This window comes from Streptomyces sp. NPDC017520, assembly GCF_044329855.1.
Lineage (GTDB): Bacteria > Actinomycetota > Actinomycetes > Streptomycetales > Streptomycetaceae > Streptomyces.
This window is the reverse complement of record NZ_JBIRKB010000008.1, coordinates 85424-100151: the sequence shown is the minus strand read 5'-3', so window position 1 is coordinate 100151 and position 14728 is coordinate 85424. Positions and strand designations below refer to the sequence as shown.

Annotated in this window: 11 protein-coding genes; 4 read left to right on the top strand and 7 right to left on the bottom strand. The window is 73.3% G+C overall.

Going from position 1 to position 14728, the window contains the following annotated elements:
- The first annotated feature begins 8 nt into the window (after window positions 1-8).
- Entirely contained in the window at window positions 9-989 is a 981-nt protein-coding gene (locus ACH4KB_RS20465; RefSeq protein ID WP_398067303.1) for a DMT family transporter, read from the top strand.
- Between the two features lie 202 nt (window positions 990-1191).
- On the opposite strand, the gene ACH4KB_RS20460 is transcribed toward ACH4KB_RS20465, so the two are convergent.
- Window positions 1192-2274 (bottom strand): Zn-dependent alcohol dehydrogenase, encoded by a 1083-nt coding sequence (locus tag ACH4KB_RS20460; RefSeq protein WP_398067302.1) that lies wholly within the window; start codon window positions 2272-2274, stop codon window positions 1192-1194.
- 34 nt (window positions 2275-2308) lie between these two features.
- A complete protein-coding gene (locus ACH4KB_RS20455) occupies window positions 2309-3703 on the bottom strand; it encodes an aldehyde dehydrogenase family protein (RefSeq protein ID WP_398067301.1) in 1395 nt (464 codons plus the stop codon).
- Between the two features lie 351 nt (window positions 3704-4054).
- Between ACH4KB_RS20455 and ACH4KB_RS20450 the strand changes: the two genes are divergently transcribed.
- Window positions 4055-4555 carry a DinB family protein gene (locus ACH4KB_RS20450; RefSeq protein WP_398067300.1) on the top strand — a complete coding sequence of 167 codons (501 nt, stop codon included), beginning with the start codon at window positions 4055-4057 and terminating at the stop codon, window positions 4553-4555.
- 13 nt (window positions 4556-4568) lie between these two features.
- On the opposite strand, the gene ACH4KB_RS20445 is transcribed toward ACH4KB_RS20450, so the two are convergent.
- The 5 genes from ACH4KB_RS20445 to ACH4KB_RS20425 all read right to left on the bottom strand — a co-directional run bounded on the left by ACH4KB_RS20445 (window position 4569) and on the right by ACH4KB_RS20425 (window position 12160).
- Window positions 4569-5939 (bottom strand): ABC transporter ATP-binding protein, encoded by a 1371-nt coding sequence (locus ACH4KB_RS20445; protein ID WP_398067299.1) that lies wholly within the window; start codon window positions 5937-5939, stop codon window positions 4569-4571.
- Between the two features lie 128 nt (window positions 5940-6067).
- Window positions 6068-7453: an MFS transporter gene (locus tag ACH4KB_RS20440; protein ID WP_398067298.1), complete on the bottom strand. Its 1386-nt coding sequence runs from the start codon at window positions 7451-7453 to the stop codon at window positions 6068-6070.
- Window positions 7453-8904, bottom strand: a complete 1452-nt coding sequence (locus ACH4KB_RS20435) for a CitMHS family transporter (RefSeq protein ID WP_398067297.1) — start codon at window positions 8902-8904, stop codon at window positions 7453-7455. Before ACH4KB_RS20435 ends, ACH4KB_RS20440 begins: the two co-directional genes overlap by 1 nt.
- A 135-nt stretch (window positions 8905-9039) precedes the next feature.
- Window positions 9040-11244: a molybdopterin oxidoreductase family protein gene (locus tag ACH4KB_RS20430; RefSeq protein WP_398067296.1), complete on the bottom strand. Its 2205-nt coding sequence runs from the start codon at window positions 11242-11244 to the stop codon at window positions 9040-9042.
- Between the two features lie 295 nt (window positions 11245-11539).
- On the bottom strand, window positions 11540-12160 hold the full coding sequence (locus tag ACH4KB_RS20425; RefSeq protein ID WP_398067295.1) for a TetR/AcrR family transcriptional regulator: 621 nt from the start codon (window positions 12158-12160) through the stop codon (window positions 11540-11542).
- Window positions 12161-12393: 233 nt separating this feature from the next.
- Here ACH4KB_RS20425 and hmgA point away from each other — a divergent pair, with 233 nt between their 5' ends.
- Both hmgA and ACH4KB_RS20415 read left to right on the top strand, forming a co-directional pair.
- Entirely contained in the window at window positions 12394-13713 is a 1320-nt protein-coding gene (gene hmgA / locus ACH4KB_RS20420; RefSeq protein ID WP_398067294.1) for a homogentisate 1,2-dioxygenase, read from the top strand.
- A gap of 36 nt (window positions 13714-13749) precedes the next feature.
- Complete coding sequence (locus ACH4KB_RS20415) at window positions 13750-14700, top strand: GntR family transcriptional regulator (protein WP_398067293.1); 951 nt, start codon at window positions 13750-13752, stop codon at window positions 14698-14700.
- Window positions 14701-14728 lie beyond the last annotated feature (28 nt).

Below are 14728 nucleotides of genomic sequence, written 5' to 3'. Positions count from 1 at the left end.
TCGTGGCCATGACGACGACCCCGACCCCCCTTCCGGTCTCCCCGCCGGCCCACCACTGGCGCGCCACCGCCGCCGCCTGCACCACCGTCGTGCTGTGGGCCTCCGCCTTCGTGTCCATCCGGAGTGCGGGCGAGACCTACTCCCCCGGCGCCCTCGCCCTCGGGCGGCTGCTGACGGGCGCGCTGGTGCTCGGGGCGATCCTCCTCGTACGGCGGGAGGGGCTGCCCGGGCGCGGCGCCTGGCGCGGAATCGTCACGTCCGGCGTGCTGTGGTTCGGGCTGTACATGGTGGCGCTCAACTGGGGCGAGCAGGAGGTCGACGCCGGAACGGCGGCGATGCTGGTGAACATCGGGCCGATCCTGATGGCCCTGATGGGGGCCCGCATGCTCGGCGAGGGGCTGCCGCGCCGCCTGCTGCTCGGCATGGGCATCTCGTTCTCGGGCGCGGTCGTCGTCGGCCTCGCGATGTCCGGGCACGGCAGCTCCTCCGTGCTGGGCGTGGCGCTCTGCCTGCTGGCCGCGGTGGTCTACGCGCTGGGCGTGGTCAGCCAGAAGCCGGCGCTCGCGCACGGCTCCTCGTTGCAGATCAACACCTTCGGCTGCGTGATCGGTGCCGTCGCCTGTCTGCCGTTCACCGGGGTGCTGGTCTCCGAGGCGGCCGACGCCCCCATGTCCGCGACGCTGAACATGATCTATCTGGGCGTCTTCCCGACCGCGCTGGCCTTCACCACCTGGGGCTACGCCCTGGCCCGGACCACGGCGGGCCGGATGGGCGCGACCACGTACGCCGTCCCGGCGATCGTCGTGCTCATGGCGTGGGTCCTGCTGGACGAGGTGCCGACGCTGCTCGGGGTCCTCGGCGGGCTGCTCTGCCTGGCCGGGGTGGCGGTCTCCCGGAGCCGTCAGCGGACGGGGGCCACACCCGGAGATCCGGCCCGGCCGGTGGAGGAGTCCCGTCATGACGAGGAGCGTCAAGCGGAACGCGCGTAACGGGACCTCCCGGCTGTTCGAGGAGGGCGCGATGGACGCCCGGCTGCTGGTGGCCCGGTGACGTCGGCGTCCCGGGCCACCGGCATCCAGCGGATCACGGGGCTCTGACCGGTCACGGACTTCTGGCCGGTCACGGACTTCTGGCCGGTCACGGACTTCTGGCCGGTCACGGACTTCTGGGCGGTCAGGGAGTTCTGGCCGGTCATGGGAAGACGACCAGGGCGCGGCCGCCCTTGCCCGCGATCATGTTGTCGAAGGCGGCGGGAATGCCGTCCAGGGCGATGTGCTCGGTGACCATCATCGACAGGTCGAAGCGGCCCGCGCGGATGTGGCCGGCGAGGACGGGCAGGTCGCGGGCGGGGTCGCTGTTGCCGTAGACGCAGCCCGTCAGGGACCTGCCCCAGTGGAAGAGCTCCAGGGCGTTGAAGGTGACTTCCTGGTCCTTGCCGCCGATCCCGACGACCGTGGTGCGCCCGCCGCGCCGGGTGGATTCCCAGGCGGCCCGGATGGTCGCGGGCCGGCCGACGCACTCGACGGCGACGTCCGTGCCCTGGCCGCCGGTGAGCTTGCGGATCTCGCGCGGGGTGGTGGCGGAGGCGATGACGTAGTCGGTGGCGCCCGCCTGCCGGGCCAGCTCCTCCTTGGCCGGGGAGACGTCGACCGCGATGATCCGGGAGGCGCCCGCGATCCGGGCGGCCTGGAGCACGGCGAGGCCGACGCCGCCGATCCCGAAGACGACGACGCTCTCGCCCTCGCGGACCCGGGCGCTGTGGTGGATCGCCCCGTAGCCGGTGAGGACCGCGCAGCCGAGGAGGGCGGCGTCGGTGAGCGGGATGCCGTCGGGGGCGGGGAGCACGCAGTTCGCGGCGACGACGGTCTCCTCCGCGAAGGCCGCGACGTTGAGGCCGGGGTGGAGGTCGGTGCCGTCGGCCGTACGGGCGTGGAGGTTGGCGGTCCCCTTCAGGGCGTCGGCGCAGAGCCAGACCTCGCCGATCCCGCAGTGGAAGCAGACCCCGCAGGAGGGGGCCCAGTTGAGGACCACGCCGTCGCCGGGGGCCACATGCGTGACGCCCTCGCCGACCGCCAGGACCGTACCGGCGCCCTCGTGGCCGAGGACGGCGGGCACCGGGACGCGCATGGTGCCGTTGGACAGGGAGAGGTCGGAGTGGCAGACGCCGGCGGCGGCGAGGGAGACGCGCACCTGGCCGGGGCCGGGCTCCGGCAGGACGATGTCGGTGATCTCCAGCGGAGCTCCGACGGCGGGCAGTACGGCGGCGCGGACCACGAGCAGGCTCCTTGTGCGGGAAGGGTTACGGGGGTCAGAACTGGAGCGACTTGGTCTGGAGGTACTCCGCCAGGCCGTGCGGCCCCAGCTCGCGACCCACCCCCGACTGCTTGTAACCGCCGAACGGGGCCAGCGGGTTGAACCGTCCGCCGTTGATGTCGACCTGTCCGGTGTCCATCCGGCGGGCGAAGGCCACCGCCTCCTCGTCGTCGGCGGCCCACACGGCGCCGGCGAGCCCGTACACGGTGTCGTTGGCGATACGGAGGGCGTCGTCCACGTCCTCGTACCGCAGGATCGAGATCACCGGGCCGAAGATCTCCTCGCGGGCGATCGTCATGTCCGGGGTGACGTCGGCGAAGACGGTCGGGCTGACGTAGTAGCCGGTCTCCAGGGGCGCGTCCGGGCCGCCCGCGACCAGCCGGGCGCCCTCCTCGACGCCCTTGGCGATGTAACCACGCACCCGGGTCTGCTGCTTGGCGTTGACGAGCGGACCGACCCGCTCGCCGACCCGGTACTTGGTGACGGCGTTCGCCGCGAGCTCCACGGCCTCCTCGTACCGGTCGGCGTCCACCAGCATCCGGGTCCAGGCGCTGCACGTCTGGCCGGAGTTGGTCATCACGTTGGCGATGCCGACGTTGACCGCCCTGGCGAGGTCCGCGCCGGGCAGGATCACGTTGGCGGACTTGCCGCCCAGCTCCAGCGCGACCCGCTTGACGGCGGCCCCTGCGGTGGCGCCGATCTGCCGGCCCACGGCGGTGGAGCCGGTGAACGAGACCAGGTCGACGTCCTCGTGGGCGGCGAGCGCCTGGCCGGCGACCGGCCCGAGGCCGGTGACGAGGTTGAAGACGCCCGGTGGCAGACCGGCCGCCTCGGTGGCCTCCGCGAAGAGCTGGGCGGTGAGCGGGGTGTCCTCGGCGGGCTTGAGGACGACGGTGCAGCCGGCGGCGAGCGCGGGGGCGACCTTGGCGACGATCTGGTGGAGCGGGTAGTTCCAGGGGGTGATCGCGCCGACCACGCCGACCGGTTCCAGCAGCACGGTGGAGTTGCCGATCCGCTCCTCGAAGGCGTACCGGGCGGTCAGTTCGGCGTAGGAGGCGGCCACCAGCACGGGCACGCTCGCGTGGACCATCTGCGACAGCGGCAGCGGCGAGCCCAGCTCGGCCGTGATCGTCTCGGCCAGCGTGTCCTTGCGGGCCGCCAGCGCGTCGGTTAGCGCGGTGAGCCGGGCGGCGCGCTCGGCGGGCGGGGCCGCGGCCCAGGCGGGGAAGGCGGCGCGCGCGGCCCGTACCGCCGCGTCGACGTCCTCGGCCGTCCCCGCCGGCACGTGCGCGATGACCTGCTCGTCGGCCGGGTTCACGACCGCGATCGTGTCCTGGCCGGCGGCGGGTCGCCACGCACCGTCGATGTACATCTGGTCATGGGCCTTCATGGCTGTTTCCTCCCGGACGTGCGGTGCGGAGCCGTGCTGTGCGGCGTGCGGAGCCGTGCGGCGTGCCGAAGCCGTGCGGCGTGCCGGAGCCGTGCGGCGCGGGGCAGCACGTCGCACCCGCCCAAACTAGCGCCGTTAGTTTTCTGACGCCAGGGAGCCCTCCGAGACGCCGGTCACGCCCGGCACGCACGACCGGCACGCACAACCGGCACGCACGACCGGCACGCACAACCGGCACGAGCGCCCCTGCCTCGCGCCGCCTTGCCGTAACGGCATGATCCCTTGCCCTGGCGGCAGTGGAGCGGCCAAGACTGGAACGAGCACGCGAACCCGGATCCCCAGGAGGCACCCATGACCGCCGAACCCCGCCCGCGACGCCGCCGGGACACCCCGCCGCCCCGGACCGGGGGCAGCGAGGCCGAGGTGCTGCGCGGCTTCCTCGACTACCTGCGTGATTCGGTCGCCGCGAAGGTCGAGGGAGCCCCGGAACCGGAGGCCCGCGCCGCCGCGGTGCCCTCGGGCACGAATCTGCTCGGCCTGCTCAACCACCTGACGTCCGTCGAGCGGTCCCTGTTCCTCGGGAAGCGGGTCGACGACTGGCCGGCGACCTTCCACGCCGCCCCCGCGGACGGCGTGGCCGAGGTCGTCGCCCGCTACCGGGAGGCGGTCGCGGAGGCGAACGGCGCACTCGACACGTGCACCGACCTCGGCGCGCCGGTGCCCCGCCCCCGCCCGGACGACCCCGCCCCCAGCGTCCGTTGGGCCCTCACGCACATGATCGAGGAGACCGGTCGCCATGCCGGGCACGCGGACATCCTCCGCGAGCTGGCCGACGGCTCGACGGGGCGCTGAGCCGGCGGGCCCCTCAGCCCTCGGGAAGGTCGTCGAAGCCGGGGGCGTCCCGGGGCAGGGGGCAGATGCGGCGGCCGTAGTGGTCGAAGACGTACAGGTGGGCCAGGTCCACCAGCAGCGGCACCTGTCCCCCGGTCCGCAGTCGCATGTCGGGGCCGGTGCGCACGACCAGGTCGCCGGAGGGGGCGGAGGGGTGGTCGGGGCCCCGGGTCTCAGCGGGGCCCGGCTCGGGTTCGTCGAGGGTGACGACAGGACCGCTGATACGGCCGCTCGTCCGCCCCCTGAGCCGTTCCAGGACGCCGACCCCGCCACCCCCGCCGGCCGCGGCCCTGCGGCGGCGGGGCATCGCCCGGGGCCGGGCGGATTCGAGGTCCGGGACCACGGCGGGCCGCGAACCCGTCCTGAGGTGGACCAGCGCCTCGTGCCCCTGGTACTCGACGTGCTCGACGATGCCGCTGAGGGCGACCTCGCCGGGCCGGGCCTGACTGGGCGGGGCGATCCGGACCGCCTCCGAGCGCAGCCCCACGATGATTCGCCGGCCCTGCTGGATCCGGAGCAACTGGTGGTCGGGGCTGAGGGGTTCGGGCAGGGCGAGCCGCTGTCTGCCGAGGTCGATCGACATCCGGCCCTCCAGCGGGGCGTGCACGACGGCCTGGAGGAGGTTGATGCGCGGGGTGCCGATGAAGGCGGCCACGAACACGTTGTCCGGCAGGGCGTAGACCTCGCGGGGCGGGCTGACCTGCTGGAGGACTCCGCCGCGCATCACGGCCACCCGGTCGCCCAGGGACATCGCCTCGGCCTGATCATGCGTGACGTAGACCGTGGTGACGCCCAGTTCCTTGGTGAGCAGGGCGATCTCGGCACGCAGATGGCTGCGCAGCTTCGCGTCGAGGTTGGAGAGCGGCTCGTCCATCAGGAACACGGAGGGCCGGCGGGAGATGGCCCGGCCCATCGCGACCCGCTGGCGCTCGCCGCCGGAGAGCTGCGCCGGGTAGCGGTCGAGGACGTGCCCGATCCCGAGCATCCGGGCGGTGGCCTCGACGCGCGCGGTGTTGTCCTCGCGGGGGTTCTCCAGTTTCAGCGGGAAGCCGATGTTGGCCCGGTTGGTCATGCTCGGGTAGAGGGCGAAGTTCTGGAACACCATCGCCATGCCGCGTTCGCGCGGCGGGGTGTGGTTGGCGTACTCCCCGTCGAGGAGCAGCTCGCCCTCGGTGATCTCCTCCAGGCCCGCGATCATGCGCAGCACGGTGGACTTGCCGCAGCCGGAGGGTCCGAGCAGCACGACGAACTCGCCGGGGTCGATGGAGAGCGTGAACCGGTCGACGGCCCGCCGGTCCCGGCCGTAGTTCTTGCTGACTTGGTGCAGGGAGATCGCGCGCGTCATGAGGGTCCGCCCGGAGGAAGTGGTGGCATCGCGGTGGGGAGCGGCTGTGTGGGGAAGTTAGCCCACCGGGCGGGGTGTGGGAATGACTCGCGCGAAGGTTGGGGCAGACGGGTCCGGTGGTTTGCCGGTCAGCCGGGGTTCTCGGGAGCCCCGTTCGGTGCGGTCGTCGGTACGGGCCCGCTGCCGGCCGGTGTGTCCTGCGGCGGTACGGCCGCGGGCACCGCGTCCGGCGGGGCGAGAACGGACTCCGTGTCCGGGGGCGCCGGTGCCGACCCCGTGTCCGGGAATGCCGGAGCCGGCCCCGCGTCCAGGGGCGTCGGCGACGGCTCCGGGCACCCGTCGCCGCGCAGGCCGAGTCCCGCCGCGCCGAGCAGGCCCACGCCGAGCAGCACGAACGGGGCGGCCACTCCCACCGCGCCCGCGATCAGCCCCGCCCCGGCGGGGGCGGCGACCTGGCCGAGCCGGTTGCCGGTCAGCCGGAGGGCGAGCGCGGTGGACCGGGCCCGGTCGGGGGCGGCCCGGACCACGGTGGTCATGGACAGCGGCTGGCCGACGCCGAGGCAGAAGCCGAGAACGGCGAGCATGACGGCGAGGACGGGGACGGACACGGGGAGGGCCACGCTCGCGCAGAGGAGCCCGGCGAGCAGGCAGCTCGTGGTCAGCAGGGCCCTGCGGCCCAGCAGCCGCAGCAGCGGCGACATGACCAGCCGGCAGGCGATCGTGGCTGCGGCCCGCAGGCTCAGCAGCAGCCCGACGGTGGCCGGGGCGATGGAGCGGTGTTCGCCGACGACCGGCAGGTAGGCGGTGAGGATGTCGGTGGCGGACAGCACCGCCATGCTGATGAAGATGCCCGCGGGGACGCCGCGCGCGCCCAGGATCGCGCGGACCGGGACCTTGTCGCCGGGCCGGCGCCCGGGGCCGGCCTCCCGGCGGTGCTCGATGCGCCAGAGCGAGGCGAGGGCGACGGCGGCGACCGCGGCCGATACGAGGAGGGCGAGCGCGCTCGTACGGCCCAGGGCCCCGCCCTGCCCGGAGATGAGCGCGCCCGCGGCGACCGGGCCGATGAGCTGGCCGAGCGAGGCCCCGATGGTGAAGTGCCCGAAGTTGCGGTCCTGTTCGTCGGGCGCGGACTGCCGGGCCACGATCGACTGCGCGCCGATCACGAAGCACAGGTGGCCGAGGCCCATCACCCCGCTCCAGGCGGCCATCGCGGGCAGCGAGGAGACCAGGCCGCTGACCGCGCAGCCGCCGGAGATCAGGAGCACGCCGAGCGGCAGCAGGGGCGCGCAGCGGCCGTGGTCGGTGCGGCGGCCGAGCGGCACGGCGGCGAAGAGCGGGAGCAGGGCGTAGACCCCGGCGATGACGCCGACGGCCGTCTCTTCCGCACCGAGCGCGAGGGCCCGGTAGGAGACGGCGGGCCGCGCCATCGACACCGCCCCCTGCGCGAAGGCGAAGGCGATGACGAGGCGCAGCAGCCAGCCCCTGCCGGGCCCGGTTCGTGGTTCGGGTGCCATTACATGATGCCGAAGAGGATGCCCGCCCCGAGCACCACGAGCGAGGTGAGGACGGCCCACTTGACGGTGAAGCGGGTGTGGTCGCCGAACTCGACCTTCGCCATGCCGACGAGGACGTACACGGCGGGCACGAGCGGCGAGGACATGTGCAGGGCCTGGCCGGCCAGGGAGGCGCGCGCGATCTCCAGCGGCGAGACCCCGTGGGCCGCGCCGGCCTCGGCGAGGACGGGGAGGACACCGAAGTAGAAGCCGTCGTTGGACATGAAGTAGGTGAGCGGCAGGCTGAGGAGGCCGGTGACGATGGCCATGTGCGGGCCCATCGCGTCGGGGACCGCGCCGACGACCCAGTCCGCCATGTTCTCGACCATGCCGGTGCCGGTGAGGACTCCGGTGAAGACGGCGGCGGCGAAGACCATGCCGGAGACGTTGAGGACGTTGTCGGCGTGCGCGGCGATCCGGGCCCGCTGGTCGGGCATGTGGGGGAAGTTGACGGTGAGCGCGAGGGCCGCGCCGAGCAGGAAGAGCACCGGGATCGGCATCAGTTCCATGATCATCGCCGTCAGCAGGGCGGCAGTGAGTCCGGCGTTGAACCAGTAGAGCTTCGGGCGGAGCGTGGACCGGTTCGGGTCGAGGCCCCGGAACGCGTCGTCGTCCCCGTCCGCGGGGTCGGCCGCGGAGTCGCTGCCGGTGCCAGTGCCGGTGCCAGTGCTCGTACCCGTACCGCCCGCGGAGGCTGAGGCGCCCTTGCGGAGGCGGTCCTCACCGCCGGTGCCGCCCGCGCCGGTGGTCACCGTCTCCGGCTCCGGCTCCCGGGCCAGCGCCTCGTCGAGCGTGAGCATCCCCAGGCGCTTGCGCTCCCGGAGGCCGAGCACGTACGCCAGAATAAAGACGGCGACCAGCCCCATGGCCAGCGCCGGGATCATCGGCACGAAGATCTCGGAGGCGTCCAGCTTGAGGGCGGTGGCGGCACGGGCGGTGGGGCCGCCCCAGGGGAGGGTGTTCATGACGCCGTTGGCGGTGGCCGCGACGCCGGTCATCACGACCAGGCTCATCTTCAGGCGTTTGTAGAGGGGATACATCGCCGAGACGGTGATCATGAAGGTGGTGGAGCCGTCGCCGTCCAGCGAGACGATCGCGGCGAGCACCGCCGTACCGACGACGATGCGCATCGGGTCTGCCTGGCAGAACTTCAGGATGCCCCGGACGATCGGGTCGAACAGGCCGACGTCGATCATCACGCCGAAGTAGACGATGGCGAACATCAGCATGGCCGCGGTGGGCGCGAGGTTGCCGACGCCTTCGATGACGTAGTCGCCGAGCTGCGCCCCCTGTCCGACGGCGACACAGAACAGTGCGGGGATCAGTACCAGCGCCGCGATCGGCGACATCTTCTTCGTCATGATCAGGACCAGGAAGGTCGCGATCATGGCGAAGCCGAGGATTGTCAGCATGGGGGATACCTAACGTTCATCCTTGAACTCCCACCGGTGTCGGCGGTCCGGATGACGTTAGGGGCGTTCTCGCGGCGTTAACAAGACGTTGACGCGTGAGCAATACGAGCAAAACCCCAGGTCAACACGGGTGTGTCAGGGAGCGGGGGTCACGGAGACCGGAATGGCGTTCAGTACGGCGGTGCCGGACAGCGGGTCCAGGAGCGTGCCGTCGAGCAGTTGGTTCACGTTCACCCCCGGGTGGGCGGCGGCGACGTTCATACGGGTGCCGGGGCGGCTGTGACCCCATCCGTGCGGCAGGCTCACCACGCCGCTGCGCACGGTGTCGGTGATCTCGGCGGGGGCCTCGATCGCGCCGCCCGACGACTCGATCCGGGCGGTGGCCCCGTCCACCAGCCCGAGGCGGGCCGCGTCGTCGGGGTGGATCTGGAGGGTGCAGACATTGGACCCGCCGGTGAGCGAGCCGACGTTGTGCATCCAGCTGTTGTTGGAGCGCAGATGGCGACGGCCGACGAGGACGAGCGGGGCGGGCCGGTCGCCCAGCGCCCGGCGCAGGCGCGGCAGATCGGCGGCGATCGGCTCCGGGAGCAGTTCGACGCGGCCGGAGCGGGTACGCAGGACCTCCGGAACGCGGGGTTCCAGCGGGCCGAGGTCGATGCCGTGCGGGTGGGCGAGGAGCTGCTCCAGCGTCAGCCCGTACGGGCCGAGGCGCAGCATCAGGTCCAGTCGCCGTTCGGGGCCGTTCTCGCCGGTGAGGCCGGTGGACAGCTCCTTCGGGGCTCCGGCGCGGGTGAGGGCGGTTTCGATGGCCAGGTCGTCGACGGCGGAGGGCGGCGCGCCGTGCGTGCCGCTCACCGCGAGGACGAGTCGGGCGTGGATCTCGCTCTCGTCCATCCGCCCGTCCTCCAGGGGCACGGCGGCGCGGGTGTAGCGGACCTGGTTGTGCACGGCGAAGCCGTTGAACGCGAAGTCGAAGTGGGCGCTCTGCGAGGGCGGCGGCGGTGGCAGGACGACGTCGGCGTGCCGGGAGGTCTCGTTGAGATACGGATCGACGCTGACCATGAAGTCGAGCCCGTCGGCGAGGGCCGCGTCGAGGCGGTCGCCGTCGGGCGCGGAGAGCACGGGGTTGGCCGCGATGACCAGCAGGGCGCGGATGCGGTCCTCGCCCGGGATGTCGATCTCCTCGGCGAGGGCGGCGATGGGCAGTTCGCCCTTGGCCTCGGGGTGCCCGGAGACCCGGCTCGCCCAGCGGCCGAGCGCGAAGCCCTTGCCCGGGACGGCTTTACGCGTCCCGGGGTCGGCGGGCCGTGGGGCGCGTGCGGTCGCGGAGAGCGGGAACAGCGCGCCGCCCGGCCGGTCGAGGTTGCCGGTGAGGATGTTGAGGACGTCCACCAGCCAGCTGGCGAGGGTGCCGTGCTCGACGGTGCAGCTGCCGATGCGCCCGTAGACGGCCGCGGTGGGGGCGGCGGCGAGTTCGCGGGCGATGGCGGTGATGGTGTCCGCGTCCACGTCGCAGGCGGCGGCGACGGCGTCCGGGGTGAAGTCCACGAGGGCGGCGGCCAGTTCGTCGACCCCTTCCAGGTGGCCTGCGAGCGGACCGGGGTCGGCGAGCTTCTCGTCGATGAGCGTGTGCGCGAGCGCGGCCAGCAGCAGGGCGTCCGCGCCGGGCCGGATCGCGACGTGCCGGTCGGCGAGACGGGCGGTGCGGGTGCGGCGCGGGTCGATGACGGTGAGGGTGCCGCCGCGCCTGCGCAGCGCCTTGAGCCGGCCGGGGAAGTCGGGGGCGGTGCAGAGGCTGCCGTTGGACTCCAGCGGGTTGGCGCCGATCAGGAGGAGGTGGTCGGTACGGTCCAGATCCGGTACGGGGATGGCGTGCGCGTCGCCGAAGAGCAGGCCGCTGGAGACGTGCTTGGGCATCTGGTCCAGGGTGCTCGCGGTGAACACGTTGCGGGTGCGCAGGGCCGCGAGCAGCAGGGGCGGGTAGAGGGAGCCCGCCATCGTGTGCACGTTGGGGTTGCCGAGGACCACGCCGACCGCGTTCGGCCCGTGGGCCTTCGTCAGCTCCGGTATCCGTGCGGCGATCAGGTCGAACGCCTCGCTCCAGGCAGCCTCGCGCAGCTTCCCGTCGTCGCCGCGCACGAGGGGGACGCGCAGCCGGTCGGGGTCGGCGTCGAGCCCTCCGAAGGAGGCCCCCTTGGGGCAGATGAACCCCCGGCTGAAGATGTCGTCGCGGTCGCCGCGGGCACCGGTGACGGTGGTCCCCTCGATGGTGAGGGTGAGGCCGCAAGTGGCCTCGCAGAGGGGGCAGATACGCGGTGCGGTGCGGGTGTCGTGGGACATGGGCCCTCCCCGGGGCGGCGGCGGTGGCGGTGGCAGGACGACGTCGGCACTGGGGCCGGGCGGGCGTGGAAGCCCCGGCACGGGCGAGCATACCGACCGGTACGCACGGTGGGGAGGTGTTGCGCGGAGAAGAAGGCGGACGGGCTCCGCCAGGAGCGGCGCGAAAGGACGCGCAGGCGGCGGGGGACGGGGGCCGGAGACCCGGCCAGGAGGCGATACGCAGGGCGTGCGGGCAGGCGGGCGCGACCGCGCCCGGGCACCCGGAGCGGCCGAAGCTCCCCGGTCAGGGCCTCGCTCAGTCGAGCGTCTGGGCGAGGTAGGACCTGACCAGGGTCCGCGTCTCGGCGACGATGGCCGCGTCCCCCGACGGTTGCGTGCGGAAGGCCAGCTGGAGGAGCGCGTCGGCGGCCTCGACGCTCACCAGGATCGCCCGGGACAACACCTCGTCGGGCCGCCGGCCGAGGTGGCCGGCGAGCAGCACGGCGAGCCGGGCCGCCAGCCGCCGGTTGGCGTCGTCCGCCGCGCCCTCGGCCGGGAACGGCGGCCCGAAATCGACGAGCGCGAAACCGGGGACGCTCCGCTTCATCGCCAGGTACTCGTCGAGCACCGCGTCGATGGCGGCACGCCAGTCGCCCGCCGGGAGGTCCGCGAGCCGGGCGGCGATGCGGTCGGCGTAGGTGTCCAGGTTGCGGAGCGCGAGGGCCTCGACGAGCGCCCGCTTGTTGGAGAAGAACCGGTAGACGGAGCCGATGGGCACGTCGGCGCGCTCGGCGACGGCCCGCGTGGTGAGCTGCTCGTAGCCGGTCTCGTCGAGGAGGCCGGCACAGGAGTCGAGTATCCGGGCCAGCCGGTCGGCGCTGCGTTGCTGCACGGGGGCGCGGCGGAGGTTCGGGTTGACTTGGGGCACGGGCCCCATGATGCCGTGCCCGACGCGAACCGGCGGACCGCGCCCGCCACCCGGTGGACGGCGGCGACGCCCGCCACGCAGGCCCCCTCCCCGCACCCGCCACGACGGGCGCGACGGGCGCGACACAGGCCACGAATGGCGCGATGTATGCCGTTGACGTGCCCCTCTCCTATTCCTACGGTAGTGCATAGGATTCGTCGTCCGGCGGATCCGAGGGCTTTCTTGGGCACCAGGAGTGCGGGATGAGCGCGATCGACCAGGCGAGGAAGACGGCCGAGGGGCTGACGTATTCCTCGGGCTTCGGCAACGAGCACGCATCGGAGGCGGTTCCCGGGGCGCTGCCGCACGGCCGCAACTCCCCCCAGCGCGCCCCGCTCGGGCTGTACGCCGAGCAGTTGAGCGGCTCCGCCTTCACCGAGCCGCGCGCGGACAACCGCCGCTCCTGGCTCTACCGGATCCGCCCCTCGGCCGCCCACCCGGCGTTCACCCGCATCGACAACGGGGGCCTGCGCTCGGCGCCCTTCACCGAGACCGTGCCGGACCCGAACCGGCTGCGCTGGAACCCGCTGCCCGACCCCGCGCCCGGCACGGACTTCCTGAGCGGCCTGTGGACGCTCGGCGGCAACGGCGACGCCGCGCAGCGCGCGGGCATGGCGATCCACCTGTACAACGCCGACTCCTCGATGACGGGCCGTGTGTTCAGCGACTCCGACGGCGAGTTGCTGATCGTCCCCGAGCGCGGCGGCCTGCTGCTCCAGACCGAACTGGGCCTGCTGCGCGCCGAACCGGGACATGTCGCGCTGATCCCGCGCGGGATCCGCTTCCGGGTGGAGCTGCTGGAGGAGACCGCGCGCGGATACGTCTGCGAGAACTACGGCCGCCCGTTCGCGCTGCCCGACCTCGGCCCGATCGGCGCCAACGGCCTGGCGAACGCCCGGGACTTCCTCGCGCCCGTCGCCGCGTACGAGGACCACGAGGGTCCCGTGGAGGTGGTCAACAAGTTCTGCGGGAACCTCTGGTCGGCGACGTACGACCACTCGCCGCTCGACGTGGTGGCCTGGCACGGGAACCACACCCCCTACGTCTACGACCTGCGCCGGTTCAACGTGATCGGCACGATCAGCTACGACCACCCCGACCCGTCGATCTTCACGGTGCTGACCTCGCCGTCCGACACCCCCGGGCTGGCCGGGGTGGACTTCGTGGTCTTCGCCCCGCGCTGGCTGGTCGGCGAGGACACCTTCCGCCCGCCGTACTTCCACCGCAATGTGATGAGCGAGTACATGGGTCTGATCGACGGTGCCTACGACGCCAAGGCGGACGGCTTCGTCCCGGGCGGCGGCTCCCTGCACAACATGATGTCGGCGCACGGACCGGACCGGGAGACCTTCGACCGGGCGAGCGCGGCGGAGCTGAAGCCGCAGAAGATCGACGACGGCCTGGCCTTCATGTTCGAGACCCGCTGGCCGGTCACGGCCACGGCGCAGGCGGCCTCCGCCGGACATCTCCAGCGCGGTTACGACGACGTGTGGCAGGGTCTGAGCCGCAACTTCCGGCCGTAGACGGCGGAAGGCCGGAGGGGACGGGACGGGGACGACATGACAGAGAGCCAGGAGAGAGCCGGGGCGGACACCCGGACCGGGGCCGACGGCGACACCACGGTCCCGGCCCTGACCGGGACCGACGGCGACACCACGGTCCCGGCCCGGGCCGGGACCGACGGGACCCCCACCGCCAGGACCGTCGGGACCCCCACCGCCGGGGCCGGCGGGGACGCCGAGGCGGCCCCCGCGCCGCCCTCGCCCGCCTTCGCCCCCGACTCCCTCGTCCTGAACCGGAAGCTGCCTCTCTGGTACCAGGTGTCCCAGTCCCTGCGGGCCTCCATACTGGGCCGCCCCCAGGACGCCTCCGCCCGGCTGCCCACCGAGGAGCAGCTCGCCGCGCACTACGGGGTCAGCGTGCTCACGATGCGCCAGGCGCTCAAGGAGCTGGAGGCGGAGGGGCTGATCAGCCGGCACCGGCGGCGCGGCACGTTCATCGAGCCGCGCGCCCGGCGGGTCTCCCCGGTCCGGCTGCTTGGCTCGGTCGACGCGATCGTGGCCCAGCAGTCCGGGGAGGCGACGACCGTTCTCGGCCACGGCCCGACGGCGGTGCCCGGTGATCTCGCCGAGTTCTTCCCGGACTGCGCCGAGGTCACCTGCTACCGGCGGCTGCGCCGCGACGGGCAGAGCGACGAGCCCACCAACTGGGCGGAGAACGCGGTCCGTCCCGACATCGCCGCCCGGATCGACGTGGCCGACCTCGAACGCTGGCCGATGACCAAGGTCCTGCGCGACGTCGTCGGGGTGCGGATCTCCCGGATCACCGACACGGTCGAGGCGCGGCTCGCCGACCCCGTCACCGCCGAGCTGCTCCAGGTCCCGTTGCTCAGCCCGATCCTGCACTACACCGGCGTGACGTACGACGAGGAGGGGCGCGTGGTGGACGTGGCCCGGATCCGCTACCGGGGCGACCGGTTCTCCTTCTCCGTGACGGTGGAGGCCCACTGACCCCGCCCACGGGCGCGCCGCCCGCCGT

Bases quoted from the DNA above. Each gene is read 5' to 3' on its own strand.
- ACH4KB_RS20465 (WP_398067303.1), top strand. From the start codon at position 9: ATGACGACGACCCCGACCCCCCTTCCGGTCTCCCCGCCGGCCCACCAC.
- ACH4KB_RS20455 (WP_398067301.1), bottom strand. From the start codon at position 3,703: ATGAAGGCCCATGACCAGATGTACATCGACGGTGCGTGGCGACCCGCC.
- ACH4KB_RS20450 (WP_398067300.1), top strand. From the start codon at position 4,055: ATGACCGCCGAACCCCGCCCGCGACGCCGCCGGGACACCCCGCCGCCC.
- ACH4KB_RS20445 (WP_398067299.1), bottom strand. From the start codon at position 5,939: ATGACGCGCGCGATCTCCCTGCACCAAGTCAGCAAGAACTACGGCCGG.
- ACH4KB_RS20440 (WP_398067298.1), bottom strand. From the start codon at position 7,453: ATGGCACCCGAACCACGAACCGGGCCCGGCAGGGGCTGGCTGCTGCGC.
- ACH4KB_RS20435 (WP_398067297.1), bottom strand. From the start codon at position 8,904: ATGCTGACAATCCTCGGCTTCGCCATGATCGCGACCTTCCTGGTCCTG.
- ACH4KB_RS20430 (WP_398067296.1), bottom strand. From the start codon at position 11,244: ATGTCCCACGACACCCGCACCGCACCGCGTATCTGCCCCCTCTGCGAG.
- ACH4KB_RS20425 (WP_398067295.1), bottom strand. From the start codon at position 12,160: ATGGGGCCCGTGCCCCAAGTCAACCCGAACCTCCGCCGCGCCCCCGTG.
- hmgA (WP_398067294.1), top strand. From the start codon at position 12,394: ATGAGCGCGATCGACCAGGCGAGGAAGACGGCCGAGGGGCTGACGTAT.
- ACH4KB_RS20415 (WP_398067293.1), top strand. From the start codon at position 13,750: ATGACAGAGAGCCAGGAGAGAGCCGGGGCGGACACCCGGACCGGGGCC.